Origin of the sequence: Oceanobacillus salinisoli (assembly GCF_009733865.1) — a bacterium.
Classification (GTDB): domain Bacteria; phylum Bacillota; class Bacilli; order Bacillales; family Amphibacillaceae; genus Oceanobacillus; species Oceanobacillus salinisoli.
This window is the reverse complement of sequence record NZ_WOFB01000002.1, coordinates 376634-402442: the sequence shown is the minus strand read 5'-3', so window position 1 is coordinate 402442 and position 25809 is coordinate 376634. Positions and strand designations below refer to the sequence as shown.

General features: G+C 37.2%; 25 protein-coding genes and 16 tRNA genes. 10 read left to right on the top strand and 31 right to left on the bottom strand.

Annotated features, from left to right (window positions below):
- Positions 1-161: 161 nt before the first annotated feature.
- The 16 genes from GMJ66_RS03835 to GMJ66_RS03760 all read right to left on the bottom strand — a co-directional run bounded on the left by GMJ66_RS03835 (position 162) and on the right by GMJ66_RS03760 (position 1681).
- Positions 162-235 (bottom strand) — tRNA-Ile (locus tag GMJ66_RS03835).
- A gap of 10 nt (positions 236-245) precedes the next feature.
- Positions 246-319 (bottom strand) — tRNA-Gly (locus GMJ66_RS03830).
- A gap of 12 nt (positions 320-331) precedes the next feature.
- Positions 332-405: transfer RNA gene (locus tag GMJ66_RS03825), tRNA-Ile, on the bottom strand.
- A gap of 13 nt (positions 406-418) precedes the next feature.
- A tRNA-Met gene (locus GMJ66_RS03820) sits at positions 419-492 on the bottom strand.
- A gap of 10 nt (positions 493-502) precedes the next feature.
- Positions 503-575, bottom strand: a tRNA-Ala gene (locus tag GMJ66_RS03815).
- An 11-nt stretch (positions 576-586) separates the two neighbouring features.
- Positions 587-663, bottom strand: a tRNA-Pro gene (locus GMJ66_RS03810).
- A gap of 8 nt (positions 664-671) precedes the next feature.
- Positions 672-743: transfer RNA gene (locus tag GMJ66_RS03805), tRNA-Gln, on the bottom strand.
- Between the two features lie 16 nt (positions 744-759).
- Positions 760-835 (bottom strand) — tRNA-His (locus GMJ66_RS03800).
- Between the two features lie 11 nt (positions 836-846).
- Positions 847-920 (bottom strand) — tRNA-Trp (locus GMJ66_RS03795).
- Positions 921-984: 64 nt separating this feature from the next.
- Positions 985-1077, bottom strand: a tRNA-Ser gene (locus GMJ66_RS03790).
- Between the two features lie 10 nt (positions 1078-1087).
- Positions 1088-1164, bottom strand: a tRNA-Asp gene (locus GMJ66_RS03785).
- Positions 1165-1232: 68 nt separating this feature from the next.
- A tRNA-Met gene (locus tag GMJ66_RS03780) sits at positions 1233-1309 on the bottom strand.
- Between the two features lie 33 nt (positions 1310-1342).
- A tRNA-Val gene (locus tag GMJ66_RS03775) sits at positions 1343-1418 on the bottom strand.
- 8 nt (positions 1419-1426) lie between these two features.
- Positions 1427-1501, bottom strand: a tRNA-Glu gene (locus GMJ66_RS03770).
- A 10-nt stretch (positions 1502-1511) separates the two neighbouring features.
- Positions 1512-1602, bottom strand: a tRNA-Ser gene (locus GMJ66_RS03765).
- A gap of 4 nt (positions 1603-1606) precedes the next feature.
- Positions 1607-1681 (bottom strand) — tRNA-Asn (locus GMJ66_RS03760).
- 326 nt (positions 1682-2007) lie between these two features.
- Here GMJ66_RS03760 and GMJ66_RS20990 point away from each other — a divergent pair.
- From GMJ66_RS20990 to GMJ66_RS03750, 3 genes are all read left to right on the top strand, one after another.
- On the top strand, positions 2008-2580 hold the full coding sequence (locus GMJ66_RS20990) for a molybdopterin-dependent oxidoreductase (RefSeq protein WP_331279658.1): 573 nt from the start codon (positions 2008-2010) through the stop codon (positions 2578-2580).
- The gene (locus GMJ66_RS20985; RefSeq protein ID WP_331279660.1) at positions 2517-3077 is read left to right on the top strand and encodes a molybdopterin-dependent oxidoreductase; all 561 of its coding nucleotides are present in this window, start codon (positions 2517-2519) and stop codon (positions 3075-3077) included. The genes GMJ66_RS20990 and GMJ66_RS20985 overlap by 64 nt, the downstream gene beginning before the upstream one ends.
- A gap of 96 nt (positions 3078-3173) precedes the next feature.
- Positions 3174-4355, top strand: a complete 1182-nt coding sequence (locus GMJ66_RS03750; RefSeq protein ID WP_156288985.1) for an LL-diaminopimelate aminotransferase — start codon at positions 3174-3176, stop codon at positions 4353-4355.
- A 384-nt stretch (positions 4356-4739) separates the two neighbouring features.
- Here GMJ66_RS03750 and GMJ66_RS03745 read toward each other — a convergent pair whose 3' ends face one another.
- The 3 genes from GMJ66_RS03745 to GMJ66_RS03740 form a co-directional block, all read right to left on the bottom strand.
- Entirely contained in the window at positions 4740-5111 is a 372-nt protein-coding gene (locus tag GMJ66_RS03745; RefSeq protein ID WP_156288984.1) for a YidH family protein, read from the bottom strand.
- A 113-nt stretch (positions 5112-5224) separates the two neighbouring features.
- Positions 5225-5368 carry a hypothetical protein gene (locus GMJ66_RS20370; protein ID WP_197046593.1) on the bottom strand — a complete coding sequence of 48 codons (144 nt, stop codon included), beginning with the start codon at positions 5366-5368 and terminating at the stop codon, positions 5225-5227.
- A 209-nt stretch (positions 5369-5577) separates the two neighbouring features.
- Positions 5578-5997 carry a DoxX family protein gene (locus GMJ66_RS03740; RefSeq protein ID WP_156288983.1) on the bottom strand — a complete coding sequence of 140 codons (420 nt, stop codon included), beginning with the start codon at positions 5995-5997 and terminating at the stop codon, positions 5578-5580.
- 468 nt (positions 5998-6465) lie between these two features.
- On the opposite strand from GMJ66_RS03740, the gene GMJ66_RS03735 reads away from it, so the two are divergent.
- A complete protein-coding gene (locus GMJ66_RS03735) occupies positions 6466-8409 on the top strand; it encodes an FUSC family protein (RefSeq protein ID WP_231514805.1) in 1944 nt (647 codons plus the stop codon).
- Between the two features lie 185 nt (positions 8410-8594).
- Here the strand turns inward: GMJ66_RS03735 and GMJ66_RS03730 are convergent, their stop codons facing one another.
- The 7 genes from GMJ66_RS03730 to GMJ66_RS03710 form a co-directional block, all read right to left on the bottom strand.
- On the bottom strand, positions 8595-8903 hold the full coding sequence (locus GMJ66_RS03730) for a hypothetical protein (RefSeq protein WP_156288982.1): 309 nt from the start codon (positions 8901-8903) through the stop codon (positions 8595-8597).
- Positions 8904-9123: 220 nt separating this feature from the next.
- On the bottom strand, positions 9124-9630 hold the full coding sequence (locus tag GMJ66_RS20560; protein WP_231514804.1) for a hypothetical protein: 507 nt from the start codon (positions 9628-9630) through the stop codon (positions 9124-9126).
- A gap of 22 nt (positions 9631-9652) precedes the next feature.
- Positions 9653-11797: a tetratricopeptide repeat protein gene (locus tag GMJ66_RS03725; RefSeq protein ID WP_231514803.1), complete on the bottom strand. Its 2145-nt coding sequence runs from the start codon at positions 11795-11797 to the stop codon at positions 9653-9655.
- Between the two features lie 357 nt (positions 11798-12154).
- Positions 12155-12235, bottom strand: coding sequence for a putative holin-like toxin (locus tag GMJ66_RS21135; RefSeq protein ID WP_407939194.1), 81 nt, complete (start codon positions 12233-12235; stop codon positions 12155-12157).
- A 246-nt stretch (positions 12236-12481) separates the two neighbouring features.
- Positions 12482-12904, bottom strand: coding sequence for a helix-turn-helix domain-containing protein (locus GMJ66_RS03720; protein ID WP_156288981.1), 423 nt, complete (start codon positions 12902-12904; stop codon positions 12482-12484).
- A 509-nt stretch (positions 12905-13413) separates the two neighbouring features.
- Entirely contained in the window at positions 13414-13554 is a 141-nt protein-coding gene (locus GMJ66_RS03715) for a YpzI family protein (protein ID WP_156288980.1), read from the bottom strand.
- A gap of 212 nt (positions 13555-13766) precedes the next feature.
- Positions 13767-16280: a DEAD/DEAH box helicase gene (locus tag GMJ66_RS03710; protein WP_407939192.1), complete on the bottom strand. Its 2514-nt coding sequence runs from the start codon at positions 16278-16280 to the stop codon at positions 13767-13769.
- A 1181-nt stretch (positions 16281-17461) separates the two neighbouring features.
- On the opposite strand from GMJ66_RS03710, the gene GMJ66_RS03705 reads away from it, so the two are divergent.
- The 4 genes from GMJ66_RS03705 (at position 17462) to GMJ66_RS03690 (ending at position 20876) form a co-directional block, all read left to right on the top strand.
- Entirely contained in the window at positions 17462-19141 is a 1680-nt protein-coding gene (locus GMJ66_RS03705; RefSeq protein WP_197046592.1) for a DUF6044 family protein, read from the top strand.
- Between the two features lie 35 nt (positions 19142-19176).
- Complete coding sequence (locus GMJ66_RS03700; protein ID WP_156288979.1) at positions 19177-20187, top strand: glycosyltransferase family 2 protein; 1011 nt, start codon at positions 19177-19179, stop codon at positions 20185-20187.
- Between the two features lie 19 nt (positions 20188-20206).
- Complete coding sequence (locus tag GMJ66_RS03695) at positions 20207-20620, top strand: GtrA family protein (protein ID WP_231514802.1); 414 nt, start codon at positions 20207-20209, stop codon at positions 20618-20620.
- 106 nt (positions 20621-20726) lie between these two features.
- Complete coding sequence (locus GMJ66_RS03690) at positions 20727-20876, top strand: hypothetical protein (protein ID WP_156288978.1); 150 nt, start codon at positions 20727-20729, stop codon at positions 20874-20876.
- Between the two features lie 87 nt (positions 20877-20963).
- On the opposite strand, the gene GMJ66_RS03685 is transcribed toward GMJ66_RS03690, so the two are convergent.
- Together GMJ66_RS03685 and GMJ66_RS03680 are read right to left on the bottom strand one after the other, a co-directional pair.
- Positions 20964-21272 (bottom strand): hypothetical protein, encoded by a 309-nt coding sequence (locus tag GMJ66_RS03685; RefSeq protein WP_197046591.1) that lies wholly within the window; start codon positions 21270-21272, stop codon positions 20964-20966.
- 66 nt (positions 21273-21338) lie between these two features.
- Positions 21339-21632, bottom strand: a complete 294-nt coding sequence (locus GMJ66_RS03680; RefSeq protein ID WP_156288977.1) for a hypothetical protein — start codon at positions 21630-21632, stop codon at positions 21339-21341.
- A gap of 256 nt (positions 21633-21888) precedes the next feature.
- On the opposite strand from GMJ66_RS03680, the gene GMJ66_RS03675 reads away from it, so the two are divergent.
- Positions 21889-22734 carry an MBL fold metallo-hydrolase gene (locus tag GMJ66_RS03675; protein ID WP_156288976.1) on the top strand — a complete coding sequence of 282 codons (846 nt, stop codon included), beginning with the start codon at positions 21889-21891 and terminating at the stop codon, positions 22732-22734.
- Between the two features lie 24 nt (positions 22735-22758).
- Here the strand turns inward: GMJ66_RS03675 and GMJ66_RS03670 are convergent, their stop codons facing one another.
- The gene (locus GMJ66_RS03670) at positions 22759-23388 is read right to left on the bottom strand and encodes an NUDIX hydrolase (protein ID WP_156288975.1); all 630 of its coding nucleotides are present in this window, start codon (positions 23386-23388) and stop codon (positions 22759-22761) included.
- A 768-nt stretch (positions 23389-24156) separates the two neighbouring features.
- Between GMJ66_RS03670 and GMJ66_RS03665 the strand changes: the two genes are divergently transcribed.
- Positions 24157-24816: a TerC family protein gene (locus tag GMJ66_RS03665; RefSeq protein WP_156288974.1), complete on the top strand. Its 660-nt coding sequence runs from the start codon at positions 24157-24159 to the stop codon at positions 24814-24816.
- Between the two features lie 28 nt (positions 24817-24844).
- On the opposite strand, the gene GMJ66_RS03660 is transcribed toward GMJ66_RS03665, so the two are convergent.
- Together GMJ66_RS03660 and GMJ66_RS03655 are read right to left on the bottom strand one after the other, a co-directional pair.
- Complete coding sequence (locus GMJ66_RS03660; RefSeq protein WP_156288973.1) at positions 24845-24985, bottom strand: hypothetical protein; 141 nt, start codon at positions 24983-24985, stop codon at positions 24845-24847.
- 246 nt (positions 24986-25231) lie between these two features.
- Positions 25232-25393, bottom strand: coding sequence for a hypothetical protein (locus tag GMJ66_RS03655; RefSeq protein ID WP_156288972.1), 162 nt, complete (start codon positions 25391-25393; stop codon positions 25232-25234).
- Positions 25394-25809: the final 416 nt, after the last annotated feature.

Sequence of the window (25809 nt, the reverse complement as noted above, 5' to 3'; positions counted from 1 at the left end):
CTTAACTTACTGGTTGTTTGTTCAGTTTTCAAAGAGCAACTTTATTAATATATCATACCGTAATAACATCTGTCAACAACTCTTTTTCTTGACGATGTTTTTTTGCGATAGAATTACACTATACACACTCACTCAACAAAAGTCAACACTTTTTTATTGAGTGGGCCTGAGTGGACTCGAACCACCGACCTCACGCTTATCAGGCGTGCGCTCTAACCAGCTGAGCTACAGGCCCATTATATAAATGGAGCGGGTGATGGGAATCGAACCCACGACATCAGCTTGGAAGGCTGAGGTTATACCATTTAACTACACCCGCAAAAAACAAAAATGGACCCTGCAGGACTCGAACCTGCGACCGATCGGTTATGAGCCGATAGCTCTAACCAACTGAGCTAAGGGTCCGTATAAATGATGATAGCGGCGGAGGGGATCGAACCCCCGACCTCACGGGTATGAACCGTACGCTCTCGCCAGCTGAGCTACACCGCCATATTTAAGATGGAGCCTAGCGGGATCGAACCGCTGACCTCCTGCGTGCAAAGCAGGCGCTCTCCCAGCTGAGCTAAGGCCCCTTAGTTTCAAATGGTCGGGAAGACAGGATTTGAACCTGCGACCCCATGGTCCCAAACCATGTGCTCTACCAAGCTGAGCTACTTCCCGAATATAAGCTGGGCTACTAGGATTCGAACCTAGGGTACACGGGATCAAAACCCGATGCCTTACCGCTTGGCTATAGCCCAATAATATAAAATTCAATGGGGCGACCGGTGGGAATTGAACCCACGAATGCCGGAGCCACAATCCGGTGCGTTAACCCCTTCGCCACGACCGCCATAGTGAAACTGGCAGGGGTAGTAGGAATCGAACCCACATTGACGGTTTTGGAGACCGTAGTTTTACCATTAAACTATACCCCTGTATAAAAGTGATGCTCAAGCTCTACTTATTGAGCAGACGGTCCGCATTTAAAAATGAATTAAATGGAGGAGGTAGAGGGATTCGAACCCCCGCGCGGTTTGACCCGCCTGTCGGTTTTCAAGACCGATCCCTTCAGCCAGACTTGGGTATACCTCCTAAGAATCAGTGGCGGTCCGGACGGGACTCGAACCCGCGACCTCCTGCGTGACAGGCAGGCATTCTAACCAACTGAACTACCGGACCATTTTTGTTATGATTCACCTTACAGCACAAATAATTCTCAAACTACCTAAAGAAGGTAATTTATATTTTGGTTGCGGGGGCAGGATTTGAACCTACGACCTCCGGGTTATGAGCCCGACGAGCTACCAGACTGCTCTACCCCGCGATGTGAAAACCAATCCTCTAAAATATTCGGATATGGTGGAGGATACAGGGCTCGAACCTGTGACCCCCTGCTTGTAAGGCAGGTGCTCTCCCAGCTGAGCTAATCCTCCTATTATATTGGTGACCCGTACGGGATTCGAACCCGTGTTACCGCCGTGAAAGGGCGGTGTCTTAACCACTTGACCAACGGGCCTTTTTTTCAATGGCGGAGAAGGAGGGATTTGAACCCTCGCGCCGCTCACACGACCTACACCCTTAGCAGGGGCGCCTCTTCAGCCACTTGAGTACTTCTCCGTGATGGCTCCACAGGTAGGATTCGAACCTACGACCGATCGGTTAACAGCCGATTGCTCTACCACTGAGCTACTGCGGAATAATTCTAATTCACAATTAAATTACTAAAAAAAGGACAGATTTATAATTTACCATACATATATTAAACTGTCAAGTTACTTTCCCTTAAACTTTTTATTGTTTTTTCGTAAAGTTTTTCAACAGCAAGATATATAATAAAACGACTTGATTAATATGTCAATATATTTTACAAAAAAAATTAAAATTATGTTAAGGTGAACTCCATTCATAATCTAAATATACTACCTCCTCTCCGGAAATCAACAAAATTCTACAAAAACCGGGAAGTAACAGGCACCAACCGAGGGGCATATTTTTATTAGTATAGTTTTGGGAGGTGTTTAAATGTCTTCTTCGGAATATCTTTTTGGTAGGCCCTATTTAATGACACGGAGTCTGCAACCAGAAAACCAGGAATCGCCCATTCATTTTATCAAATCTGATTTAGTAAATGACGAATTATTCTATAGAAGAAATCATTTTTCTTATCCATCCTTTTCTAATACCTATTACTTTCTTCCTGTTTTTGGTGCTGTTCACATGCCTAGGTTTTTCTCCATACAGGAGATTTTGCGTATGCCCTCTAGAAACTTAAAAATGGTACTTGAATGCGCTGGGAATAAACGCAGTTTGTTTGAACCTGAAACATATGGTGAACAATGGGAAAAAGGGGCAATCAGTCAAGGCGAGTGGAAAGGTGTACCATTAAGGAATCTGCTTCAACTAGTTGGACTAGCCAGTGAAGCAAGGGAAGTTGTAATTGAAGGGCATGATTTCGGAAAAACAAGTGACTCAGATGAATATTATACCTACACAAGAAGTTTGCCTATTGAAAAAGCTCTCCCCCTGACACGATTATTGCCTATGAGTACAATAATAAGTCAATCCCTTTTGAACATGGGTATCCTTTACGATTAATTGTTCCGCAATGGTACGCAATGGCTTCTGTAAAGTGGATTAAGCAGATCCAAGTGATTGACTGGGAATTCAAAGGGCCGTTTCAATCCAAAGATTATATGTATTATCCAAATAAAGAAAATGATAAAGGTGCTTTTCCTGTCACCATCTTAAATGTGAATTCTACTATACAAAAACCATTAGATAAAGAAATATTAGATACAGGCAATCATGTCATTAATGGAATCGCCTGGACAGGTAAAGGGTATATAACAAATGTTAAAATCAGTACAGATGGTGGAGATACATGGAAAGATGCAAATTTGGAGAATCAGGAAGATAAAAATTACGGTTGGATATCATGGTCATATGAATGGTCCGTGTTTGAAAAAGGAGAATACACAATAATGTCCAGAGCAACTGACTCCCACAATCGAACACAACCCTCAAGCCCCTTTTGGAACAGAAAAGGTTATGGTTATCATGCAATGGATCAACTGACGGTAAAAATTGAATAACAAGTCTACTAATCTTATACTAATTTTACAATCTCACACAATATTAAATAATGTTATACTAAATACGTGATACGATTCTTAAAGAGGTGAACAAGGATGGAAATAAAACTGTCAGAGAAAATGAATCATTTTCAAACTTCCATTTTTAATGAGCTGTCAAATTACAAGAAGGAAAAATTAAAAGAAGGCAAAGAAATCATTGACCTAAGTGTAGGTAGTCCTGACTTACCTCCTCCTTCCTTTGTAATTGATGAACTTACCAAACAGGTTAGTGACCCTTCTCAATATGGCTATGCATTAACTGGTATCGATAAACTACATGAAGAAATATCAAACTATTATGATAAAAACTATCAAGTGGAGCTTCAAGCAGACACGGATGTTTTAACGGTTATGGGATCTCAAGATGGACTCGTTCATTTGCCAATGGTCCTAACCAATCCGGGAGATGTTGTACTTTTACCAGACCCTGGGTACACCGCCTATGAAGCTGGAATTTCTTTGGCTGATGCCAAGCCACATATGATGCCATTAAAAGAAGAGAATCAGTTTCTACCTGATTTAGAAGCTATTCCAGAAGAAGTTTACGTAAAAGCAAAATTGATGATTTTAAACTTCCCAGGAAATCCAATTCCTACCTTGGCAACAAAGGAGTTTTTCCAAGACGTTATTCGATTTGCCAAGAAATATCATATCGTTGTCCTTCATGATTTTGCGTATTCAGAGCTTTATTACGAAGAAAAGCCAATCAGCTTTCTATCTATAGAGGGATCAAAAGAAGTGGGGATAGAATTTAATTCCTTTTCGAAAAGCTTTAACATGGCCGGTTGCAGAATTGGTTATGTTGTTGGTAATTCCACAGTAATAAAGGCTTTAAATCGCTTAAAATCTAATTTGGATTATGGTGTATTTATTCCTATTCAAAAGGCGGCAATTCATGCTTTGAAGAATACATCAAGTTTTAGCGCGGAATTAAGAAATACATATAAACAGCGCAGAAATATTCTGGTTAACGGATTAAATGAATTAGGCTGGAAAGTGGATGCACCGAAAGCTTCGATGTTCGTTTGGGCCAAAGTTCCAAAAGCGTATACTTCTACTGAGTTTGCTTATCGATTAATTGATGAGACTGGAATTGTAGTAACACCAGGTAATGCTTTTGGGGCTGCAGGAGAAGGTTATGTTCGAATTGCCCTTGTTCAGAAAGAGGAAATACTGCAAAAAGCTATTATCAAGCTAAGAGAAAGCAGCATATTTTCCTCGACAAAGGACAACTAACTAAACGAAAGAGAGTACGAATCGAAGAATTTTAGAGCAGAGCCTTCTATCAAGTAAATTTTCCATCAGTGTTTTTTTTAATCCCTATGATTGTTATAGTACCACAAGGCTATGACCTAAAGGCCTCTAAACGAATCAGGAGTTTACTGGCTGCCGATCCCCACTTATCATAATGGGGGTCTTACAGCCAGTTCACGTGTTAAAAATGGGGGTATAAATTGTGAAAAACTTTACTGTAATTGGGAAAGTAAACTTCATCTTGGGAATGATCTTTTTCATCATAGGTATATTCTTCTTAATGAAAAATTTATTATTATCTCTATCATTTCTAAGTATTGGTATAACCATCAGCTTATCTTCTGGCCTATATACAAAGAAATCAGATCACAGCATTAAAAAGTAGATACCAAAAACCAATGCAATGATAATGACTAAAACACCAACAAATACAAGGGTGATTCTTGATGTACGAAAGGTTTGATTATTAATGGAAATATGTTTTTTAAAATAGGAAACCGTTGCTAATATTATAGTAAGAATACCTACCCCAACGGATGCCAGGCCGATAACATGTGCTAAATAGTCCACTGCTTCAGAAGTAGTATATCGCATCGTGAAATGCATATTTGTCACTAAAAACCCCACTCCAATGATAGCAATTGCTGTACGAATCCAAGCTAAAAAAGTTCGTTCATTGGCAAGATGCTGTTGAATATATTTTGAGTCCACTGATTTATCATTTTTGTCTTCGCTCATACCATCACTCACGTTAATAAAGTATCATTTCATTCTCCTTCATTTTTTTATTGTTTTATACTCACGGTACTTTTATCCTAATATTTATTAAATAAAAATAGCCCTATTATGGACTATTTAAAAATCTTCCTTATTGCCTTTCCCGCGATTCTCCCTGAAACACGTCTGCCTACTCTCTTCTTTACTCTCCCTTTTCTAATGGCATCAATATCATTCCAAATCCGAAGTACCTTATAGATTTTTGATTTCACACTCATTATTTTCCTCCTTACATTATCGTACAATATAATAGGAATTAAGTATTAATACTTCTTTATCCCTATCATACCAGAAAAAAGAAGGAACCATGCCCATTTCGAACACTTGATTTTCATTTAACTAAAATATTATACTTCCCTGGTGTATGAAAGAAAAGCTAGAACGTATGAAAAATCCCACACAACTTCCCCGCAATATACATGTTTTTTTACACTGCCTGATCATTCATATTTACATGAGAAGACCTCTTTTTTAAGATGACTGCATCCACAGATAAGCTTGAACTTCCGTTTAATACGAGGTGAGCTGCAATGGCTAGTAGGATCAAATCTAATTCAAACCCTCCTAAAAATCCTTCTCCTAATTTTACAAACAGAATAGCACCTACCATAATAATGGCCATAGATAATGAAAAAGCTCTTGTCCCTAAGCCTAGAATAAGGGCTAAACCACCGGCAAGCTCCACCGCTGCAACAATGTAAGCTAAAAATGCAGGAAGTCCCATTGCTGGAAACCCTTCCGCAAAGTTACCAACTCCACTTTGAACCTTGTCCAGTCCATGCATAAAAAAAGTGAAGCCTAGGACGACTCGTAATAATAATGTCCCCATTTCCTGAGTGTTTTTCATTACTTTACTCCTCCTATTCCTTGCACTTTGTTATTTTTGCTAATCAAAATATAATGTTTGGGGCAAAATTCTTGGAGATGACATGAAAGGCTTCTGCTTAGCAATATGTCATTATACAATCATCCTTTTTAAAATAAGGCTCTGTTTTTTAAATTTGTTGCTTTTGACAGTAAATCGATAAACCGCGATGTAAGTATGTGGATCGTAGAAAAAAGCCTTAAATATTAATGATAAATGCTAAGAAGTAATTCTATGTTTAGTATATAAAAACTAAATTTCACAAACAATCGTCATATAGAACTAAATATAGTTCAAATTATTAGAAAAATAGTGATATACAACTATTTTTAAATTGACAACGATTGCATTTTCATGCAGCCTAGATACTAAATTTAATTCGTATTATAATTGATATACTCGTTAGTTTTTTTACATAGTTAATAGTATTTTAAAAAGAAGGTAATACAGATGAATAAAAACATAACAAACACTATGAATCCTCCCTCTGTCTTTAAACAAGCGTTTTTTGTTAATCAAAAACCTTTTCCATGGGGCAAAGCCTTTAGTGCTGGGATAGCTGCAGGTCTTCCCGTTTTAATTGGACTGCTGCTTGGTTATTTTGAATATGGAATCATTGCTGGATTGGGTGGCTTTTCCTTCCTTTATGTATTTAACGTACCGTACGCACAACGGGCTAAAAAAATATTTTTCGTTGTACTTGCCATGACTTTCGTTACATTTTTGGGAACACTCGCCGCACCATATCCGCTGGCGGTTGCTATTTTAATGGGGATTATCGGTGGTACTGCCATTTTTATTTTTGGTGCATTGCGAATTGCAGGACCTTCTGCCATTTTTTTCGTTTTAGTTTTTTCCATGACAACCGGAATGCCAGTAAATCCAGAACTTGCGCCATTACGCGCAGGTCTCGTATTTCTTGGAGGGTGCTTGTCATGGATAATCGCCATGATTGGATGGTCCTTTGACCCCCACGGTCCTGAAAGAGGTGTCGTAAAAAGAGTTTATGTGGAATTAGCTTCATTTCTCGATTCCGTTGGTACAGAGCATTTTAATAAATCCCGGCATCGGGTTATATCTGTACTGAATGAAGCAGAGGAAACACTTGCAGCAGGATATATTCCTTGGCGACAAACGGATATATTTAAACGGTTATATGTTTTAAATAATCATGCAAACTCCATTTTTATGTATACTATCGAACATTTTGCCAAATCCCAGGAAAAATTACCAACCGAATTAGGTCAAACTTTAAGGGAAATCTCGAAATCACTGGATAAGCAACAGAGTCGTAAAGCCAGTAAAAAAATCCTTCAGCCAGATGGAATGTTTGGGGATGTAAGTCAATTATTTGAAAAGATTTACAATGCTGATGCAACTATGAACGAGCCTGCTTCAAAGATTAATCAGGCTATTCAATTCAACCGGCCTTCCGTTAAGAATGTTTTCGGTGGTGCATTTGATAAGAACTCTATTATCTTTATTACAGCATTAAGGTTTTGCTTCGTGACAATCATTGCTGCAATTATTGCATTTGAATTTAACTTAGCTCGTTCCTATTGGGTTCCATTATCCTGTGTTGCAGTCATGTCAGGTGCTACAATTGTTGCCACCTACCACCGTGCCATTCAAAGAGGAATAGGTACATTAGCAGGAATTATCATTGCGAGTGTTATTCTTGCAACCAATCCTTCGGGGTACCTTATTGCCTTTTTTATTTTATTACTGACATTTATTACAGAACTATTCATTGTAAAAAATTATGGTTTAGCAGCACTATTCTTTACTCCAAACGCTCTATTAATGGCTGAAAGCACAACACAGGGATCTTTTAGTTTCACTTATTTTGCTTCAGCGAGAATCATCGATGTTGTCATAGGAAGTGCCATCGGTCTCATCGGCGTATGGATGATAGGCAGAAAATCGGCTTCAAGTCGTCTGCCTCATATAATAAGCAAAACGATTCGAAGCCAGTCCCAATTTTTATTAGTTCTTTTCTCCGAACAAAGCAAAGGCTTTAAGGCTATGGATAGCAGAGAATTAAAAAAAATGCGAACGAATATCAGCCATTTAAAAATAATGTATAACACAGCTTCCGGAGAGATTCCGGTTGATAGAGAGGCGTTGGGATATTACTGGAAGGTTTTATTCTCCATCGAGCAGCTAGGCTATCTTTTAGAAAATTGTGCCAAAGATAAGGAACGTCCAGTCCTTTCTGATGAGAAATTAGCTCAATTGCTGTACGTTTGTGAAACTATGGCAAAAGCCGCCTCACAAAATCAATCTGTAACCATAAAATATGTCCCAGAAATCAAAGAATATCCAAGTATAACAAGCGAACTTATAAACCTACAAAAATCCCTTCAGGTGCCTGTCACTTCCCGAAATATGTAGAATTTTGTCGATACTTCGTGGTGCCTGTTACTTCCCGGTTTTTGTCGAATCTGAAGAAGCCAGCCTTCCACTATCCAATTATAGTGGGAGACTGGCTTCTTTTTAGTCTTTTCCATCATACATTTTAGCTCATAATTAATCCTTTAGCTTTATATGGTTCCACCTTATATTTTTGCTTTTATCTCTCATTTTTCTCCCCTCCTGGCCATCTTCCGCAATAATCGTTGCAAATAAGGGGAATTACGAAGAACAAACACACTCACTTCATGATTACTTGATTTATATAAAGGATTGATGGCAATTAATCCCTGTGAACGCAAGTAGTTCAAAGTTTTTGGGTTCCTTTTGTACATAGTAATCCCTTCTATATTACTCTCACGAATTAACTGCCAGATTAACCGTTTTTCATTTTTGGGTAGAGCAGATAGCGTATCATACGTCTTTTTTTCTTCATCCGGTATGGATTTGAGTATATATTCCCTTTCCGATTTCATTTGAATACACCTCTGATTAATCCCTGTCATGGAATTTACTCGTCTATTTCACCATTATCTTCATCATTTCCACATGCTTTTTCACTAAATATGTATCACATATTATAACGAATTTTATTACAAAACCATATACTATTTCTTTAAGTTGCCTTATCCACCAGGATCTTTACATTATTACATGTATAAAAGGAAGATACATCCAGTACCTTCCTTTTATGCATTACCGATATTCATGTATCCGGTCCACTTCCCCACCAATCCATTCAAACTGACGTAATTTCAGTTCAAATAAAGTAAGGGGATCACGGTAAATTTCCGGATTTTCCCGCATTTCATTGAGGGAATCTTTATTTTTTTCCATTTCATCTTCCGTTTCTTTTAACATTCCGTTTAATACTTCATATGAATTCACAAAAAACATTTGGATGTCTCTTTCCAGTGAGTTCTCGAAAAACTCAAATTGTTGCATAAACCGATCTGTAATAGATTTAGCGAACTCACTGTAATCTTTACTTTCGATAAATTGCTTATACTTCCTATGAATTATCCCTTTATTTTTTTGTGGTATCGTACCAAATAATTTCCCAGCACTTTTCATTAAAAACTGTGAAGAGGCGGAGCGCATCAGGATGTTGACTTTTTCCAGTTGTATATTTCCTCCCCTTGTCATTCGATCTGCATCGCGCGCCCAGTCATCCAGCACCCTAAAATCACCATAAAACGCCATCTTCTCTTCCCCATACATCTGATTAAAACTTGCACTCATCTAAGAATGCCTGACTGTCCTGAAAGACCCTATCACTTTCCGCAATCCATTCCTGTATGGCTATACGAAAATCAGGTAAAACGGTTCCCTCTATATAATCCTTTATCCGCTTATTCATCTCTTCATTAATTGCAACATGTATTTTTTCAAAGTTACTGTCCTCACTCACCATTTCTGAACAATTTCGAAGCAGTTTCGGAATATTAACCATCAAATCTGCTCTCATTTCATCCTTAATAAGACAATAAGCGTTTTTTATTATTTGAGTCTTTTCCTCTTGCAAATCGCTCATCTGATGAACAGCTCCAGTGAGTTTTGTTGCCATTTCTTCCTTCCACTCAATCGTATCCAGTAAATTATTTTCCATTTCCACTCGTTTATCCAATAAAAATTGAATCAGTTTTTTAGTGTGCAATAAGATTTTATTCGTGCGCTCCGTTTTCAGATCATATCCACTGCTTATCGACTGGAGAAAGGCAGTCAACGCTTCAAACTGTTCCATACTCTTATCATGTACAGAAAAAACAAAGACTTTTGCATCCGGAAAATACATACTGATTCTCGATGTTGTATTCTCTATTTCTTTCATCGTTTCCTCAATATTTGTTATGGAATCCTTGTTTATTAGAAAATGAATAGATATATCTGGTGATTTTTCTCTAAATTTAACCGCCATATCAAGCTCTTTTTCGGATAAAGGAGATGCGGCATTTAAAACAAACAATAAAATGTCTGCTAAGTTCTCACCCATTACTTCCGGAGGATCGATTAGACTTAATTTATTATCTTCTGAAAAAGAAACTGGCATGCGGCAATGAATCATGTTCGTTGCACGCTTTCCGCTTCTGCTGTAATCATCCAAATTGGATAGGCTTCTGTATACGTTATTCACGTCATTAGAGAGAAGTCCAGTTTTGGTAGAATCCACCAAAAGATTTGCATCAAATAACTTATTAATAAATGCTGATTTTTCATTCGTCCCTGCAATCAGCAAATGGTAATGGTCTAAATCAAGAAGCTCTCTGACTATCCCATCAAAACGATCATTCAACAATACGCCCTTATCTTCTGCCCATAACATGATGGATTTAAATAACCTAGCCGCCTCCTCCATTACCTGAAGTGATTGTGAGGAATGGTTAGTGAAATTCTCTGCCATATTAACAACTGTCGTATTTATACTTGAAGGGAACATTTCATTCCATGCCAGAACCGCTGATGAAGAAAGCAATTTATCTGAAGATGTTGCAACGTTCATCCAATTGGTTAAATGAATTGGAATGAGATGGGAAATTTCCCAAATGAGATATTTTCCATTAATTAATTCATCGTAGGTTTCCTTATATAGTCCTGAAAGCTCCCTCCATTCGTATGAATGATTTGAATCATTATTTAATAAAATCTGATTGATCTCTTTCAGCCATGAAAAATACATATTACTTTCTTTATAACTGTTCCAAAGTGCTGTGACGAGATTTTCATAACTTTTTTTATCAATAGAATATAACGTCATTAATGCTTCACTAAAATAACCAGGTATTCTTTTTGCTATATGGCGTTGTTCTACATACATTTTTAGTACGTTAAACCATGGTATGGACTTCGTTCGAACAGCTTCTTTAGTAGCTAAATCAATCGCATGATCCCAATCTTCTTCTTGCTCAAAGAAAGATTTCGCCTGTTCGGTTACATCTGGATAATCCGGATTCAAATCCACTGCTCTTTTTATTGTATCTTTTGCCAACTCCGTCTTATCGCGTCGTATGTACAAGTGAAACAGCTGCAGAAGCACTTCTATTTTTAATACATCCGAATCGGTTTCTATCCCCTTATAATAATCTTCGGCAATCGCCAGGAAGTCCAACTTAAAATGCGCATCCGCTATATTTTTCTGCGCCCATGGTTTCAACTCATTGGAAACATTTTCCCACTTAAAAATTGCTGCTTCATAATCTTTATTTAAAAAGTAAACTTCTCCTTGGGCAAATCGAATAAAAGAAAGGTCAAACACTTCATTCCGCTGTTCTTGGATATACTTTTCACCAAGAATTTCTATTGGATGTTTGTTATCATCTTCCATAAAAGTCTTATAATAGGATTTACCAATTAATTGATTCTCTGATGTCATCCTCATCCCTCGCAATTCTTATTTAGAAGGTGGTCAGTAAAATAAACCACTTCATTCTATTTGTATTCAATCGTTTTCCAGTCTTTCATATATATAAATATTTATTTTTGTGTAATATGTAATGCAAAAAATAAAAATGACGAAAGATCTATATTAAGTATTCGTATAAAATGTCGAACTTTTGATGGTAGTATCGAAAAATATATTTTTTTAAAAGCCCGCATTCGCTCGCATCTAGTGAATGTGTTCTTATTTTAATTATAATCGGGACATTAAAATTTTAGCTACATCGAACAACTTCCTGGCTAAAATGTTTTATACTTTTATGATGCAAAAAAAGCAAAGAAAGAAAACCAATTATTTATTTCTTTCTGATAACACTGCAACTACAAATGACCCAAACGCAATCATAAGAACCAACGTTTCATATACAGTCATTCGGTGCCACCCCTTCCCTTTTTAAATTAGGAGATTCGCTAGTGCATATTCAAATGTATCAGCCCGCAAATAATGTTTTTGATAAGTTTTTAGCACATTTTTTATGTTTAAGAATATGTAGTGGGCTGCTTGTCTTATTCCATTTTTATTAGAAAAACTCGTATTCGCTCGTTTTTTAGTAAGGCAACTCCTCAATTACTGCATGATTTTCTACGTAAATGAGAGAAAATAAAAAAGACCAAGCATTTAAACTTGATCATTTTCCAAATATATACACTGATGCAACGGTGGACATCCCAGTATAATCCAGATTTTAATAAAAAGCTCCAGCCTAGGCTGAGATACATTATTAAATATTTTACTAATATTTGGTGGCTGCATATTCAGTTGATCGGCAATATCTTTAATGTACATATTTTTCTTTTTGGCTATTTCCTTGAAACGATTTTTAATAATAGCTGTCCCCTCGTTTTCCATCAAGGGATTAACCGAATCAAAATGTTTGATTTGCTCAATTTTGTCAACAATACAACCAATTATAAATTCCTCCATTTTATAATCGTCATTTCGATTTTTATCTCGATGACGATTAATCAGATTTTCCAGTTCTGTTAATTCTTTAATATGATTATAAGTCTCGTCTTTCAACTGAATCGTTATTTCTTTCATGTATAATTCACCCCAAAAAAGGAAAATGTATAGTTAAAAAGGAGGATAAACAATGCTAAATCATAGTGACAAAGACGAAGATGTAATAGAAATTATTCACGAAACATTTGATAAAGGCAGAAATGGATAGGACAAGCATGAATAGGAATGGATAACCCTTTTTAATTACATATTCCTATTAATCTTTAAAAATTCCATATAAAAATGTCATGAACCATGTTTTTTTACTCTATGTTAAGACTGGCTTTTTCGTTTTGCCCTGGCTATGTAGAATCAGGGATGGTAAATAAAGTTCAATCAATGGCGGTTTTTTCCGTCACTCACTGATTTTTAGTTTGAACGAATCCGGAGTTTACTGGCTGTAAGTTCCCCACTTATATTTCTATAAGTGGGGACCTACAGCCATTTAATTTTCCTAAGTTTTGTCGCAGTAATTTTAAAATACGATGTAACGCTGTCGAAGTTCATCGTTCGGATTTTTCTTTAATATATAAAGAGAACACGCCTATTTACTTATCACCATCATTCAACCTTCTAGCTTCCTCAGGACCGGACATTTTAGCTGTACCTTTATAACGAAGACCTACATCACGATCTGATTCCACTTTTCCACTTTGTCTTAACTTTTTTTCTTGACGGTCTTTTCCCATTAAAACACCTCCTCATTTTAACTTGAGTCTTTGATTCAAAATTATTCATACTGAGAAGGGATGGATACCAATCATTATCTCTATTACGTCACATTCTATAAATTTACTGGCAAAAACAACTTTAGAGACAGTCTTTCGTTAAAAGTTTTATTAAATAGCCCGGTAGCCTGAACCATTCCACATCATTAAAACCCAGCTGATAAGTATATTTTTTATATTCTCAACAAATCCCTTATATCCTCCTCTGTAAGTGCCCCCAGCACCTTATCATCGGAATCAATCACTTCTTCAATTAAATGCCTCTTCTTATTTTGCAATTCGTTCATTTTTTCCTCAATCGTACCCTTGGCCACAAGCTTAATTACTTGCACCTTATGCTCCTGACCTATACGGTGGGCCCGATCAGCAGCTTGTTCCTCAACCGCAGGATTCCACCAGCTATCATAAAAGATAACCGTATCTGCTCCAGTCAAGTTTAATCCTGTACCGCCAGCTTTTAAAGAGATTAAGAAGATATCCCTTTCTCCAGCATTAAATCGATTGCATCTTTTGACTCTTTCCTCTGAAGGTGTTTGCCCATCTAAATAAAAATAAGGTGTACCTTGAAAAGCTAGTTCTCTCCCGATAAGATCAAGCATTTTTGTAAATTGTGAAAAGATCAGTACTCGTCTTCCAGATAATTTAGATTCCTCTATGATTTGGAGTAACTGTTCATACTTGGCTGAATTTCCTTTATAACCATCTACAAATAATACTGGGTGACAACAAATTTGCCGCAGTCGAGTTAGACCAGCAAGAATTTTGATCCGATTTTTTCGGAAAGTCTCCTTGTCCAAATGCTTCCATGTATCGTGACGAAGCTTGGCCAGATAGCTAGCATAAAGTTTTTTCTGATCTGGGAGTAATTCGACGGACTCCACAGATTCTATTTTTTCAGGCAATTCATCAAGCACATCTTCTTTAACCCTTCGAAGCATAAACGGTCGGATTCTCCTGGAAATTTGCTTTTTCGTTAATTTGCTATAATCCTTTAATCCTAAAAATAATTCCGGAAAAACAACATGAAAAATCGACCAAAGTTCTTCCAGTGCATTTTCGATTGGGGTTCCAGTTAACGCAAAGCGATGTGTTGCTTTTAGCTTCTTTACTGTACGTGCTGTTTGTGTTAATGGATTTTTAAACATCTGTGCCTCATCAAAAAAGATTGTGTGAAATTCCTGTTTTTCATACCACGGGATATCACTGCGTAATAAAGGGTAGCTTGTAATTAACACGTCGATTTCGTCTATCCCATTCTGCAGTTTTACTCTATCCGCTTTTTTTCCATCCATTACCATTGCCTGAATATCTGGAGCGAACTGCATCATTTCTGCGAGCCAGTTATACGTAACAGATGAAGGGCACACAATCAATACAGGCAAGTTACTTTCACGAATCTTCGGAAGTTCTGATAATATAAACGCAATGCTTTGCACCGTTTTTCCAAGTCCCATATCATCAGCCAATATTCCACCGAAACCGTAACTGGCAATAGATTTCATCCATTGGAAGCCCTGTTTTTGATAGCTTCTTAACGTTTCATCTAATTGTTCCGGTACTTTGAATGTAAATTCTTCTGGATTCCGAATACTTTCTATAAACTGACGGAAAGAAGCCTCAAACGTAAAGGTATCCTCTTCTTCCACGGAATCAAGAAGCCGAAGCCCTCTTACAACCGGTACCTCCAATCCCTTTTCCAGGTCATCATCCTGAACGGGAGCAGCATGCAGGAAGCGTTGAATCTCTTCTAATTCCCTTGATTCTAAGGAAAGCAATGAGCCATCCTTCAAACGGTAATATTTCCGTTTTTCTTCGAGTGCACCTAATACCTCCTTGACCTCTTTTTCCGGAATACCGTCCATGTCAAACGAGAATTCCAGCCAATTTGTCCGTTCTTTCCTATGCTTCACTTTTATTTTGGGGCGCCAGTTTTTTCGAAAAATCCGCGTTCTTACTGCTGTTGTTGCATATACTTGGACCAGCTTTTGCAATTTCGGAAGGACATGATATAAAAAGGCATACTCCAATTCCTCGTTATGAATATAGTAGCCGCTCTCTGTCTTGTTCAATTGCCCCTCTTCTTCCAACAGCTGTAAGATTTCCTCTTCCTTTTCCGTGTCACGGATAATCATCGAACCTGTCTTGCGCTCCCGGTTATCCAGTGGATTAATGACAACATGATCATCGTAATGAAATTCGAGTCCGACAAGCAGACGTTGTTTTAGACGGTCCAAGTAAAGCTTGGCCTTTAACGGTGTTTTATTTAGCTGTCGTGTAATGGTCCCAGATAAATGAACCTCACCTATTCGCCTTAAAGCAGGTACTAATTTTTCCATGTAGAATTTCAATTGGTCGCTGGGGATGGGAATAACATTTGTTTCTAAGGCTTCCAAAAGTCGCTTTAATTCAAAAAGCTGTTCAGCCTCGTTTTTTTTCAGTCGGATTATCTTTCCTTCAAACAGAACAACATCATATGCCTTCATAATCCTCATCCGATGTAGGCCATCTATTTTTAAATGATAACCTTCCATTGTATCTCCAAATTCAAACGTAAGCGGAAGTCGGTCATTGTTCGAGTGAAAACCAATAAAACGTTGATCATCATATTGTAATGTGACATGCGGGGCATTTTCCAGCAAAGGAGCAAGTCGGTCCCAGGAAGAGGCTGGAATGAGTAATTGTTGCATATTTGTTTGTCGACCAAACTTATGTGGTAAAGCACGCCGGTACATTTTTTCATCATCCATGACACGGATGAGCTTCTGAATGACACTATCTGTCTCTCCCAGGAAACAATGCTTACTTGGATCATATGCCAATTCTGAAGATAGGAAACAAATCTTTCTCCATCTTTTACATGTTCAAGAAAGTTCCGAATATCCGCTATTCGATTTCCGGCTATGGATAGTTCTATACCAAACATATAGCTTCCCTTATCAACATGGACCACTTTACAGAAAAATGCAGTATTAAGTACTTTCCTTTCTTCAAAGTGGATTTGATGCCCGGTTGCTTGGACTGGTTTTTCTTGAAATAATTGGATCAACCCCTCCGATAATTCTGTATTTGTTGAATGAGCACTGGAATCAAGGGAGAAGCTGCCTTTCTGTTTATGTTCATTGATTGCGATAAGCACTGCAGCAATATGCTGACAATCTTTGCTAAAGGAATACAGCGAAGGACAGCTGCATCGCGAGTACCATCCTCCACCGTCTTCCTTTTCCACACGAACCTGAAAGTTTTCTTTTCCTTTCACTATTGCTTGAACAGAATTCGAAGTAATGGTTTCTATATTTACTTTTCCATTCCGATAAAAAGCATCCCCTTTTTTAAAAGAGACAGCACCACATCGGTCTTTGATGATTTTTGAATTTAATTTAACTTGCATTATTCTGCTCCTTTCAGGGGAATTAAGACTATCTTTACTAGATCTGCAAACACAGAAGGTCGTACAAAATATCCATCTATCTTTTAATAAATTATCACGAACATAAAAATCATGCCAGTCCCCTCACCAAAAAACTCCAATCCCCAAACAAACAGTACAAGTCTTACATATGCTATCAAAAAGGAGTTTTATGTATGAGCTTAACTGCTTTTATTTTTTTGTGTTTATATCATTAGTTATTGGTATCGTTGCAGATAAGTTATCCCCTGTTGGAATGCTGGGAAGCTGGGCAGGCGCTATCGTTGCTGGATTCATTGGTGCCTCCCGAAATTCATCTCCCCCTTACCGTTGGGTTATGCCCTTCAAACGCTTGAAGAGGGAGCTTCTTTCAGAGAACGGTTAAATTTAGTATAAAAGGAATAGTTTCATTTATATAAGTAAAACTTAATGAAAGATTATGGTTTGTTTGAGGTGTAAGAATTGATTGCAAATAAAAGGAATACAGAACCACGGCTTATCATTGCAGCCCTTATCCTCATCACTCTGTTTTTATCACCTTATTTTATTTTGGGTGATAAAGCACATATAAGAGTTCATGATAACCTCGACTCCAATTTAGCTTGGTATACTGTTCTGGCGAAAAGCGGTGAGATAACGGGAGCACTTGATGCAAATATACCCCAGATTATAAATGGAGAGCTCCAGCGCAATGCATTTGGGACAGAGTTCAGTATTATTGTCTGGCTCTATGCCCTTTTTCCGACGATGGTTGCTTACGGATTAAGCCAAGCGATTAGCCGCTTTGTTGCTTTTCTTGGGATGTATCTATTATTAAAAAAACATTTCATTCCTGATCAAAATCTAGAAATTATTCGAGTTGGTGTTTCTCTGGCTTTTGCACTTACACCGTTCTGGCCTTCGGGAATGCTCAGTACATTAGGAATGCCGCTCGCTTTGTGGGTGTTTCTTAATATTAGGAGTGGTGAACATTCTTGGAGAAACTATTTGGCACTGACACTACTGCCGTTATACTCCAGTATTGTGTTAGGATTCTTCTTTTTTCTTACGGCCATGGGAATATTTTGGCTTTCCGATGTACTGAGAGGAAAAGGCTGGAACTGGCCGTTCTTTTTATCTATTGTTTATATGACTTTCATTTTTTTATTGGTGGAATACCGTCTCGTATACTCATTTCTTTTTGACAACGAACCAAACAGCAGAGATGAGTACTTCCACGCACGGCTGACTTTTTGGCACTGTGTCCGACTTACATTTAAAAATTATTTTTTAGGACACAATCACGTCCAAACAGTTCATACTGTTTTCATACAGCCTGTCATTTTCATAGGCTTTTATTACATATGGAAAAATAAATGGTGGAAACAGGAAAAAAACTTTGTGTTTTTATTTTTCCTCAACTTTGTATTATCAGCTTGGTATGCTTTTTGGTTTTACAAAGGCTGGCTGCCAATGACAGAACGGTTTCATTTCTTGGATACCTTCAATTTTGCCCGATTTCATTTCCTCCGGCCGATGGTCATCTATCTCTTATTTGCCGGAGGATTGAATATAATTTGGATGCAAGGAAAGCGGTGGAAAAGAATCGTTCCCTGGTTCATTGCTGCCCAGATTGTTCTACTCCTTTTCTCTAGCGAGGAAATTGTTCATCGAAAGAAGCCAAGTGTAGGTGAATTTTATGCCGTAGAACAATTTAGTGAAATCAAAGCACATATTGGTCTTCCACAGGAGGAATATCGGGTGGTTAGCATCGGTCTCCACCCGGCCATTGCCCAGTATAATGGATTTTACACGTTGGACACTTACAATAATTTCTATCCATTATCCTACAAATATCAGTTTCGGAAAATAATTGAGAAAGAGCTGGACAAAAATGACACCATCCAAACCTATTTTGATGAGTGGGGCGGCAGATGCTATCTATTTACGGATGAATTGGGAAAACATTATATGTTTAAGAAAACTTCAGAAAAACGACTGGAAAATGTAGAGATCAACACTGAGGAATTTAAAAACATGGGAGGATTATACTTATTTTCAGCCGTTCCAATTGATAATGCAATACAAAATGGATTAACTTTGGAAAAAATATTCAACTCCGACCAGTCCGCCTGGAGAATTTATCTCTACAGAGCAATGTAATGCAGCTGGACAAGTAACAACAAGGAGGAACAGCAATGAGTGAACCAGTGCTTACGATTGTCGTACCATGCTATAACGAAGAAGAAGTACTACCAGAGACCATTTCACAACTAAAACGACTGTTAACAGAAATGATAGGAGAAAAAGAAATTTCGATGAAAAGCAGGGTTCTCTTTGTTGACGATGGCAGTCGGGATAAAACATGGGAGATTATTTATAGAGAGTGCATCAAAAAAGAGCACATCGGAGGCATAAAATTGTCCCGAAATGTCGGACACCAAAATGCGCTGTTAGCAGGTTTATCCGCCGCAAAAGAAGTATCCGATTGTGTGGTAAGTATAGACGCTGATCTACAAGATGATATTGGAATAATTTGGAACTTTATTGAAAAATTTAAGGCTGGTTATGAAGTGGTGTATGGAGTCAGACAAAATCGGGACACAGATAATTTTTTTAAACGTGCTACAGCCGAGGGGTTTTATAAGTTCATGAAAAAAATGGGCGTTGACCTTATTTATAATCATGCCGATTATCGGTTAATGAGCCGAAGGGCAGTAGAAGAACTGGAAAGGTATGAAGAAGCCAATATGTTTTTGCGGGGGATTGTTCCACTCATTGGTTTTCGCTCCACTTCTGTATTTTATGACCGTATGGAGAGAGTTGCCGGTGAAACAAAATATCCACTAAAAAAAATGCTAGCCTTTGCGCTAGATGGTATTACTTCCTTTTCCATCTTTCCGATTCGGTTGGTCCTTTTAGTAGGCTGTTTATCTTTTATCGGAAGTTTGGTTTTCGGAATCTATTTTTTATCCTTAAAATTCTTAGGGAATACACATACAGGATGGACTTCATTAATTACTTCCCTTTGGTTATTTGGTGGTCTGCAACTAATTGGATTAGGTTTGGTCGGGGAATATGTCGGAAAAATCTATATGGAAACAAAACGGCGTCCAAAATACTGCATTGATATTGACACATTTAACTTAGCCCCTGAACAATCCACCAAATCTTTTCATGTAGATAAAAACGATAATTTGGACAAATAGACATAGAGGAAGGATATTCTTGATTAACCTAAGACAAACGCACTCATTTATAAGGTTTTTACTTGTTGGCATGATTAACACATTTGTCGGATTATCGATTATGTTTATTCTATTAAACCTTTTTGGCTGGTCTTATTGGTCTTCTACATGTACAGGAATTTCAATTGGTGCGGTAATTAGTTATATTCTAAACCGGTCATATACCTTTAATAGTAAAGTAAGCAATCTTACCGGAGTGCTTAGATTTACAGCTGTGATATTAGGCTGTTATCTCCTATCCTATTCGATTAGCTTTTTAGTTACTTTGCAATTGGTGATTCCCGAAGGACTTGTAAAAATTATAACTGTTGACCATCTTTCTGTTTTACTAGGTACCGCCCTTTACACCCTTTCCAATTATTTTGGCCAAAGATTTTTTGTTTTTACTAACTAATGATTTTCATCATACAAGGATTATCGAATTTAGAATGGATAGTTTATATAGAAGCGTAAAAAATAGGATGGATAAGACCATGATGAAAAAGTAGGAGGAAAGCTTTATGTCAAAAAGCGAAAGAAAAAAACCTTATACAACAAACAAGATAGTGAGAGCATATAAAATTTCTGGTAGTTATATACCTGAAAACGTACGAAAAACACTGGAAGAAATAGAAAATGGCGATCACATAGCAACAAAGCGACCACAATAATAAAGACGTCATTCCTTATTTGGAAATAACGGTCTTAATTTATCTTAAATTTTTAGTAACCATAATGAAGGAGAAGGGATGAAGAAATCAAAACCTTCTCCTTGGCTTTCTCTCATGATACTGCTTTTCAATAGAACCATACTTATCCTCTTGATTTCGAACCATTAACTCATCAAATTTCCGTACAGCTTCCTCAAACTCTCTGCTACTTATTTGTTTGGTTGCCAAAAGAGAACAGAGCATCGCATAGGCAATCGGTGTAGTATCAACATCTACTTTAACGTCAACATCCGAGTTTCCACTTTCACGAATAATAGATTTAGTATCATTGGATTCAACGGGTAATATGTTTTGATCATTTTTTACAGGATACAGATGTTTAACTGGCCTTTTCATAACCTACCCCCATTCAATTAATTATGTCAAAGTAGGACATTTCATCCTACTTTGACATAAATTTAATTAATCAAATTCAAGTTCCTGATCTTGATCCGCATCTGAACGAGAACGTACTCTCGCCCTAGTTTCGGAGTCTACTTTAACGTCTACCTTGGAATTACCACTATCGATTACTCTGGCAATATTGGTGTTTCGATTCTTATTTCTCAAATCATTTTCGTTATCATTGTCATTGTCGTTATCTAATTCAATGTCACTGTCGAAGTTTACTTTCGATTTTGCATCCGCTTCTGCATCTGAAACAGAAAACTGTTGATTATCGTCATCAAAATTTCTTCTTCTTCGCTTTTTTGCCATGACAAATCCCTCCTTTCCCTCTATTTATTATTAATATATTGCTCCAAATTTTTTTTGAAACGTCATTTGACTCAAGTCGTAAGTCTAATTTACTGGCACTACAATTACTTTGAAACAATAAATACACATACTCAAGAGATTTTGTTATATAATTTTTAAAAAAATCTTAATATTTACCCTTGAACATATTATACTTATAGAAGGAGAGTTCGCTTCCAATTATGTGTACATATACTGGATAGAAGGGACGATAATTATGTTGAAAAAGAAGGGATTGAAAGTAATACGTGTTCCTATACCTACTCCAACTTTATTGCCTCACACAACAACGAACTGCTACCTCATAGGGAATGATCACGATTGTATATTAGTAGATGCAGGTTATGATATTGAGGAGACAAAAACACTGCTTGAATGGGAAATTTCAAAGCATAAACTTGCATTACCTAAACGAATCATCCTTACACATTCCCATCCAGATCATGCTCCGGGAGTACGAAAATTGATCCATTGGTTACCTACTGTCTATTGTCATTTGAAAGAAAAAGAGGATGTCATTTCAGCGATATCACCGTGGGAAGAAATATCCTTGTTAAATGACGGAGATTTGCTAAAAGTTGGTAATGAAGAAATCGTGATTATTCACGGACCCGGTCATACAGCTGGGCAACTAAATCTGTATATCCCTTCACTTGAAATATTAATTGCAGGGGATAACATTGTCACAGGAGGAACGACTTGGGTTGGAGCCCCAGACGGTGATATGAAAGACTATTTGCAAACCCTCAGACGTCTTAAAGAGCTGAAGTTATCCAAAATCGGCCCAGGTCACGGTAATTGGGTACATAATCCCTATGAGCAAATTGACTTTGTTATCAACCGAAGACTTTACCGGGAAAACCAAATCAAATCTTTGCTGGAATCACATAACCAATTAACTTCAGCAGAACTGACCGAAATGATTTATAAAGACTCCATTCATCCTAGTGTTTTTAAAGTTGCCATACGAACAACGGAAGCTCATTTGATAAAATTAATAAAAGAAGATGTTGCTGTAAGAAAGAATTCAAAATACTCTATTGTTCCTGAGAAGATTCAGTAATTCCTTTTACGATACAGACCTCTTTCATGCACCGCCATTTTTATAATTAATCATATTTTTAAGCGTAAGGATGGTTGGTGGTGCAAGTTTTATTTTTTTATTTTTAAACAAGGTAAGTGCTTCTTCCGGTAGAACCCAAAATGCCCCATCCACTTCCTTTTCATCTGGATCTGGTTCCTGTCCATCAGGAAGTTCAGCTAGAAAAAAACGAGTATCAAACCTTATAGGACTTTGCTTCGGTGTAATCATTTGACCTAAGTAAGTCAAATAGTGGCAATCGAAGTATACCTCCTCCCTTTCCAGCACCTCACTTAGAGATACCTCTCCTTTTTGAAGCTGGCTCCGATATTTCAATTCTTTCTCCTTAGACAAACGAACCGGAGAACCATCCCTCCAATTTCCTAATAAAATACCTGCTTCCTCAAATAATTCTCTGGCTGCAGTTATGTAGTACGCTATACTTAAAGAACTTTCCCTTGAATCCGTTATGACACACTTCTTATTAATAACATAATCCGATTCTTCCATAGCTCCTCCTGGAAAAACATGAAATCCTCCCATAAATTTCATCGTTGCAGGTCGTTTGGTCAAATAAACTCTTAATAATTTATCCATTAACACGACTGTTGATGCTGGTCTGGGGATTACAGGCATATTCTCTCTCCTAATTTTTTATTTGTAATTTACTATTAATATACTTATTCCACCTTAGGCATGAAATCCCTTTCTTTTTCTAAAAATAGAATTGTTATGAAATTCCAAACCATTACAAGACCCTAAGAAAAGCGCAAGCGCCCGTTTAGCGACGTACGGACTGGGACTGCGATTACTCGTCCCACCGAAAACCTTTTACGCCTGGCCATGCCAGGTGGTTCGGTGTTGCCGCGCAAAGCGGCGGTTTTAACCGAACAGTCCCCGCAGGAGATTAGATGATCTTGATTTTTACGAATGTAAAAATCTTAGTGAATCTTATGCTTGAAGAGCGAAAAGGAAACATGCCCCTTCATAGGGGTATGCCGACGCCTGAGCGCTGGCCCGCTTTTAGTCGGCCTTCCTAAAAACCTGAGTCGATGTTGACTTTCACCGCAAGGGTATAAGTGCGACTAAGCCTCTGGTTTCACCAATCGGCAAGTCTTCTTTATCGTACGGAGATGAGGGAAGTCTCGCTAGTCGCTGGGTGCTGGAGCTAGACATCGATGCAAAAAATTTATACTTTCTTATCTACTAAAAAGAAAAAATTGTTCTTTCAGCTTTCCTATTTACATATCATTAGTAAGGGATAAGTGGCTAGTAAGGGATAAGTGGCTGGCTAAAAAAAGAAGGTTAGTTATTGGACAAGCTTTCTTAAATACCCGAGCCTTTGAAAATAACCCTTCACTAACAGCTTACCCGCATACATACATAAAATCTAGGAGGCAATCAATGGGATTAATTGAGCCAGTATTAGAAATTCTATTAATTAATATCCTATTAAGCGGTGATAATGCCCTCGTCATTGCCATGGCAAGTAGGAATCTGCCCAAAAATCTACAAAGAAAGGCAATTCAATGGGGAACGATAGGGGCTGTCGCATTAAGAATTCTATTTGTGTTTCTTATGATTAACCTATTAAAAATGCCATTTATTCAATTAATAGGAGGCATACTGCTTCTATTTATTTCCTACAAATTACTAGTTGATAACCATGAGGCAGATCATATAAAGAGCGGAGAATCATTGCAAGAGGCTATATCTATTATCATTTTTGCAGACGTTATCATGAGTTTGGATAATGTACTAGCGATTGCAGCTATTGCGGAGAGTAATCTGCTGCTTATCATAGCAGGAATTCTCCTTAGTATTCCGATTATTATGACTGCAAGTGAATTCATTTTAAAACTGATTCAAAAATTTCCCATTATCATCTTTTTTGGTGCAGCACTTCTCGCTTGGACGGGTGGCGAAATGATTTTAAAAGAAAAACAAATTCAGCATTTATTGGATGCAGTAGGCTTTTCCAATTTGGCATTCTTGACGAGCATTACACTTATATCCTTGATTATTGGGGGACTTAAACGAAAAAGGAACCAACGTACTACTTAAGTATGAAATGGATAACCAGAAACGATGGTTATCCATTTTTATTTTTCTTATTTAATTCGTTTTTGTAATTCTTATTTTTCTGAGTAAATTCTACACTAAATTCCGTGTCTTCTGCATTATTAGTAATTTCCGAGTGAGATAGCTTATTATTCTTTTTCCATCTATCCATCTCCTTACCTCCTTCCAATCTGACTACCCTTAGGATGCATTCATCATCTAAAACTATACTCGAGAAGGAAGTATAGGGAAGGTTCTTTTCAAAAGGTACTTGTCCTTTTTTTCCAACAACGAGGACTGTTACTTTTTATATTACCGAAAAACCCTAAATGACCAACGCTTTATTAAATAGGGCGCCGATAGAAAAATGAACCTTCATTTAAGTGGGTTTACAGCCAGTCAATCACGTGATAAAAGCCTAATTCACGTCATTTGCGTACAGATATATCACTTTAATAATATGGAACAAATCCGACTTGATTTGCAGTTTTATTTCAGGATCATCGCATTTCTCATATTCCATCATCAACTTGTTAATTTCTTTTAATAATACCAATAATTCCTCGTTATCAAGATGCATAACATTCCCCTTTTTCAGCAATCAATTATTTATAAGTGAAAGAAGACGAATTCTCCATTCCTCATATCCCTTTAAAATATGACAAATTTTGGTCCCTAAGATTTCCGCTTTTCTTTCTTCCAGTAAAGTATAAAAAACCGGTATTATTCAAACTAAGAATGGAGAGCATTCTTAGTTTGAATAATACCGGTTTCCCTTCAACAAAATTTATATTTTTTGAAGAACTTCCGTTGTTTTTATCAGTATTTTTTCTAAATTAATAGAGAACTTAAAAACCACCTACTAGTACTGATATCAGTATGAAAGGTACCAATACAAATCTAACCCAATTAATTCGTAGGTCCTTTTTCATACAGTCAATTTGTATTAACTGCCTGCTAAAGAATAATAAATTTATAGAGGCCAAAAAAACTAGT

Bases quoted from the DNA above. Each gene is read 5' to 3' on its own strand.
- GMJ66_RS03685 (WP_197046591.1), bottom strand. From the start codon at position 21,272: ATGAAAAGGCCAGTTAAACATCTGTATCCTGTAAAAAATGATCAAAAC.
- GMJ66_RS03730 (WP_156288982.1), bottom strand. From the start codon at position 8,903: ATGAAATCGGAAAGGGAATATATACTCAAATCCATACCGGATGAAGAA.
- GMJ66_RS03725 (WP_231514803.1), bottom strand. From the start codon at position 11,797: ATGACATCAGAGAATCAATTAATTGGTAAATCCTATTATAAGACTTTT.
- GMJ66_RS03745 (WP_156288984.1), bottom strand. From the start codon at position 5,111: ATGAGCGAAGACAAAAATGATAAATCAGTGGACTCAAAATATATTCAA.
- GMJ66_RS03655 (WP_156288972.1), bottom strand. From the start codon at position 25,393: ATGCATCTTGATAACGAGGAATTATTGGTATTATTAAAAGAAATTAAC.
- GMJ66_RS03665 (WP_156288974.1), top strand. From the start codon at position 24,157: ATGGGATTAATTGAGCCAGTATTAGAAATTCTATTAATTAATATCCTA.
- GMJ66_RS03710 (WP_407939192.1), bottom strand. From the start codon at position 16,280: ATGCAACAATTACTCATTCCAGCCTCTTCCTGGGACCGACTTGCTCCT.
- GMJ66_RS03735 (WP_231514805.1), top strand. From the start codon at position 6,466: ATGAATAAAAACATAACAAACACTATGAATCCTCCCTCTGTCTTTAAA.
- GMJ66_RS03660 (WP_156288973.1), bottom strand. From the start codon at position 24,985: ATGGATAGATGGAAAAAGAATAATAAGCTATCTCACTCGGAAATTACT.
- GMJ66_RS03720 (WP_156288981.1), bottom strand. From the start codon at position 12,904: ATGAAAGAAATAACGATTCAGTTGAAAGACGAGACTTATAATCATATT.
- GMJ66_RS03740 (WP_156288983.1), bottom strand. From the start codon at position 5,997: ATGAAAAACACTCAGGAAATGGGGACATTATTATTACGAGTCGTCCTA.
- GMJ66_RS20990 (WP_331279658.1), top strand. From the start codon at position 2,008: ATGTCTTCTTCGGAATATCTTTTTGGTAGGCCCTATTTAATGACACGG.
- GMJ66_RS20560 (WP_231514804.1), bottom strand. From the start codon at position 9,630: ATGGCGTTTTATGGTGATTTTAGGGTGCTGGATGACTGGGCGCGCGAT.
- GMJ66_RS03700 (WP_156288979.1), top strand. From the start codon at position 19,177: ATGAGTGAACCAGTGCTTACGATTGTCGTACCATGCTATAACGAAGAA.
- GMJ66_RS21135 (WP_407939194.1), bottom strand. From the start codon at position 12,235: ATGACTGTATATGAAACGTTGGTTCTTATGATTGCGTTTGGGTCATTT.
- GMJ66_RS03680 (WP_156288977.1), bottom strand. From the start codon at position 21,632: ATGGCAAAAAAGCGAAGAAGAAGAAATTTTGATGACGATAATCAACAG.
- GMJ66_RS03750 (WP_156288985.1), top strand. From the start codon at position 3,174: ATGGAAATAAAACTGTCAGAGAAAATGAATCATTTTCAAACTTCCATT.
- GMJ66_RS03690 (WP_156288978.1), top strand. From the start codon at position 20,727: ATGTCAAAAAGCGAAAGAAAAAAACCTTATACAACAAACAAGATAGTG.
- GMJ66_RS20370 (WP_197046593.1), bottom strand. From the start codon at position 5,368: ATGAGTGTGAAATCAAAAATCTATAAGGTACTTCGGATTTGGAATGAT.
- GMJ66_RS03670 (WP_156288975.1), bottom strand. From the start codon at position 23,388: ATGCCTGTAATCCCCAGACCAGCATCAACAGTCGTGTTAATGGATAAA.
- GMJ66_RS03715 (WP_156288980.1), bottom strand. From the start codon at position 13,554: ATGGGAAAAGACCGTCAAGAAAAAAAGTTAAGACAAAGTGGAAAAGTG.
- GMJ66_RS03675 (WP_156288976.1), top strand. From the start codon at position 21,889: ATGTTGAAAAAGAAGGGATTGAAAGTAATACGTGTTCCTATACCTACT.